The 3,045-nt window shown below is 72.1% G+C and carries 3 protein-coding genes and 1 pseudogene; 3 read left to right on the top strand and 1 reads right to left on the bottom strand.

Annotated elements, in window-relative coordinates:
* Positions 1 to 335, top strand: a 335-nt coding sequence (locus tag D7Y21_RS42120) for a hypothetical protein (RefSeq protein WP_158627431.1), incomplete at its 5' end; no start/stop codon positions are given.
* 7 nt (positions 336 to 342) lie between these two features.
* Here D7Y21_RS42120 and D7Y21_RS40860 read toward each other — a convergent pair.
* Positions 343 to 1,371, bottom strand: a complete 1,029-nt coding sequence (locus D7Y21_RS40860; protein ID WP_120561556.1) for a serine hydrolase — start codon at positions 1,369 to 1,371, stop codon at positions 343 to 345.
* 215 nt (positions 1,372 to 1,586) lie between these two features.
* Between D7Y21_RS40860 and D7Y21_RS40865 the strand changes: the two genes are divergently transcribed.
* Positions 1,587 to 2,459 carry an ATP-grasp domain-containing protein gene (locus D7Y21_RS40865; protein WP_121718590.1) on the top strand — a complete coding sequence of 291 codons (873 nt, stop codon included), beginning with the start codon at positions 1,587 to 1,589 and terminating at the stop codon, positions 2,457 to 2,459.
* 14 nt (positions 2,460 to 2,473) lie between these two features.
* A pseudogene (locus D7Y21_RS40870) lies at positions 2,474 to 3,045 on the top strand (hypothetical protein); the annotation flags it as partial.

The raw sequence follows: 3,045 nt of genomic DNA on the forward strand, positions 1-3,045 counted from the left end.
CCCCTGCCCCCTCCGCCCCGGCGAAGCCCGCGCGCACCGCGGATCCGCAGTACCTCATCCTGACCGGCGGCTCGCCCTTCCTGCGCGCCATCGGCTCCGTGCGCCGCCCGGACGGTGAAACCCTGCCGGGGTTCGCCAACCTGGCCGTGACCAAGATGTCCGCGGCCCCGTTGCCCACCGAACCGGGCCCGTACGAGTTCCGCTTCCAGGCCAGCAACGGCACCGGCGACTTCAAGCTCGCGCAGCGCAGCGAGACCGGCGCCCCACGCAACGTGCGCGACTTCGAGATGGCGTCCTCGGGCGGCTTCCAACTCTACCGCTTCACCATTCCCTGAAGCCCCCTCACGGCGGCAGGAACCGCGACATCAGCGCGAGCCCCGGCGCCTCCAGGGGCACGCGCCCCCGCAGCGCGGAGAACAACGACCAGCCGTGGTCCGCGAGGAGGACCACGGCCGCGTCCGCCGCGACACTGAGCCCCATGAAGCCCACGTAGCCCCCCATCACCGACGAGCGCCACACCACGTCCTTGCCGCGCACCTGGGACACGTTCCATCCCAGGCCGCGCTGGAAGGACCCGGCCTTCACCCGGGGCGCCTGCATCCGGTACAGGGCCCTCGTGAAGGACTTCTCTCCCCGCCCCAGATTCGTCTCCAGGAAGCGCATCACGTCCCCCACCGTGGAGTGCATCGCGCCGCCGCCCGGGAGCGCCGGGAAGGTCCACGGCGGCACGGGCTTGCCTCGCGCCGTGTGGCCCTGCAACAGGCGCGGCGCCAGCTCCTCCGTGACGCGCGCCGTGGTGTCCACGAGCCCCATGGGCTTGCAGAGCACATCCCGCATCAGGTGCCCGTAGTTCAGCGCCATGCGCCGGGAGAGCGCGTGGCCGAGCACACCCATGCCCAGGAAGGACTCGGACGACGGGCGCGGCGGCGGCTGCCGGGGGTGGTAGTTGCGCAGGAACTCTCCGAACAGGCTCGCGGAGTAGTGTCCGAACGGGTCATCCGGATTCGCGGGCGCCGCGCCCAGATTCGGCGGCAGGTGCGGCAGCCCGGACGTGTGCGTCGCCAGCTGCTCCAGCGTGATGCGCTGCGCGACCTCGTCGTTCAGGAGCGACGTGGGAATCAGGTTCCCGAGGGGCTCGTCCAGCCGCACGTCCCCCCGCTCCGCCATCACCGACAAGAGCGCCGCCGTGAAGACCTCCGTGAGCGCCCCCAGGGAGAAGAGGGCGTCCGTGGCCGGAGGCGTCCCCTTGCCTCGGAGTCCCTCGACGTGCAGCGCGCCCCGCCACGTCATCGCCGCGCACACGGAGGCCGTCGGGTAGCCGCGAAGGTAGGGCCGCAGCTCCGCGTGGAGGAGGTCGGAAGGGTTCGACATGGAGTGGCGCTTTATGGGCCCGCCGCCCGGTGAAGCAAGCCTTCCGGATGCGGTTCTGTCAGACATCACCGTGCAGGGGCGTCCGCCCCCTGGAAGGCCCCTTTCGTCCCGACATGCCGCCCGCGTCCGCGCCCTCCAGCGCCCGCCGTGGCCGTGTCAGGCCCCGCGTGTGCTCGCGTCCACGTGGGCCCCTCTCCTGACGAAAGGCCACCTGGATGCCCACTTCCCCTGCCGTGAAGGCGATCCTCTTCGGGCGCAACCCGCACCAGCCGGATCCGTTCGACGTGGAGGCCGACGCGGCCGAAGCGCTGGGCGTGGACACGTATCAGGCGGACCTCTCCGCCCTGCTGTCCGGCGACGCGGCGAGGGCGCTCACGGGCGTGCCGGAGCGCGGCCACCTCCGGCTGCTGTACCGGGGCTGGATGCTCACGGAGGAGGAATACGGAGAGCTCGACGAAGCCGTGCGAGCCCTGGGACACCGGCTGGTGACGACGCCGGAGCAGTACGCCGCCGCGCACTACCTGCCCCACTGGTACCCGCGGCTGGCCGGCTACACCGCGCGCTCGGTCTGGACGGAGGGACCGGACGCCGCGGAAGCGTGGCGGGCGGCACGGAAGCTGGGGCCTCCGCCGTACATCCTCAAGGACCACGTGAAGTCCGCGAAGGAGCGCTGGGCGGAGGCGTGCTTCGTGCCGGCGGATGCCACTCGCGAGGACTTCGAGCGCATCTGCCAGAACCTGCTCGACGAGCGCGGCGACCGCTTCGAGCGCGGCTTCGTGGTGCGCCGCTACCTGCCGCTCAAGGTCTACGGGCGCACGCCCGCGGGCCCCGCGCACCTGGAGTTCCGGCTGTTCTTCGGCGGAGGCCGGCTGCTGGCCGCGGAGCCGTACCACGAGTTCGACGTGGAGGTGCCCGACTTCACCGCCTTCGAGCCGCTGGGCCGCCGCATCCCCTCCCCGTTCTTCACGCTGGACGTGGCGATGCTGGAGGACGGCGGCTGGGCGGTGGTGGAGGTGAATGACGGCGGCGTCTCCGGCCTGCCGCCCGGGTTGGATCCGCGCGACCTCTTCGCCGCGCTGCTCGGATGATACCGTGCGCGGCCATGAAGGACTCCGCCCGTGCCCACCGGGGGCTGCACCACCGCATCGCAGCCCTCCTCCTCGTGGGACTCACCGCGTGCGGCGGCTGTCAGAAGACGGACGCCGAGCGCGCCGCGCAGGAACGCGCGGAGATCGAGCAACGCCTCCGTGACTCCGTCGCGCTCGTGCCCTACCGCGCCCTCAAGCTCTCCGTGCGCGCGGGCGACGACCCCAGGGCCCCGGAGGAGATCGCCCTGCTCTGGAAGGCCGTGGCCGAAACGCGCATGCTGCCGGACAAGCCGGTCAACGACGAAGTGACGCGCGCGACGGCCCGCATCTACCTGGACCTGGGCATTGCCCTCTACAAGGCGCGCAAGACGCTCCAGACGCGCGACGAGGACGAGTTCCCCCTGCTGTGGACCCGGTGGGCCGGCGGCGAGTCCCTGCCCCTGTCGGGCTACGACGCGGGCCAGGAGCACGCCTTCCTCGCCGCCGTCCTGCTGGCACTGGACACCGCGGAGAAGTCCGACCGCATCCCCGCCACGGAGCTCGTCTTCTACGAACTGTCCCGCGCCACGCCCACCCCCTCCTGGCC

The organism is Corallococcus sp. AB045 (assembly GCF_003668895.1).
Lineage (GTDB): Bacteria > Myxococcota > Myxococcia > Myxococcales > Myxococcaceae > Corallococcus > Corallococcus coralloides.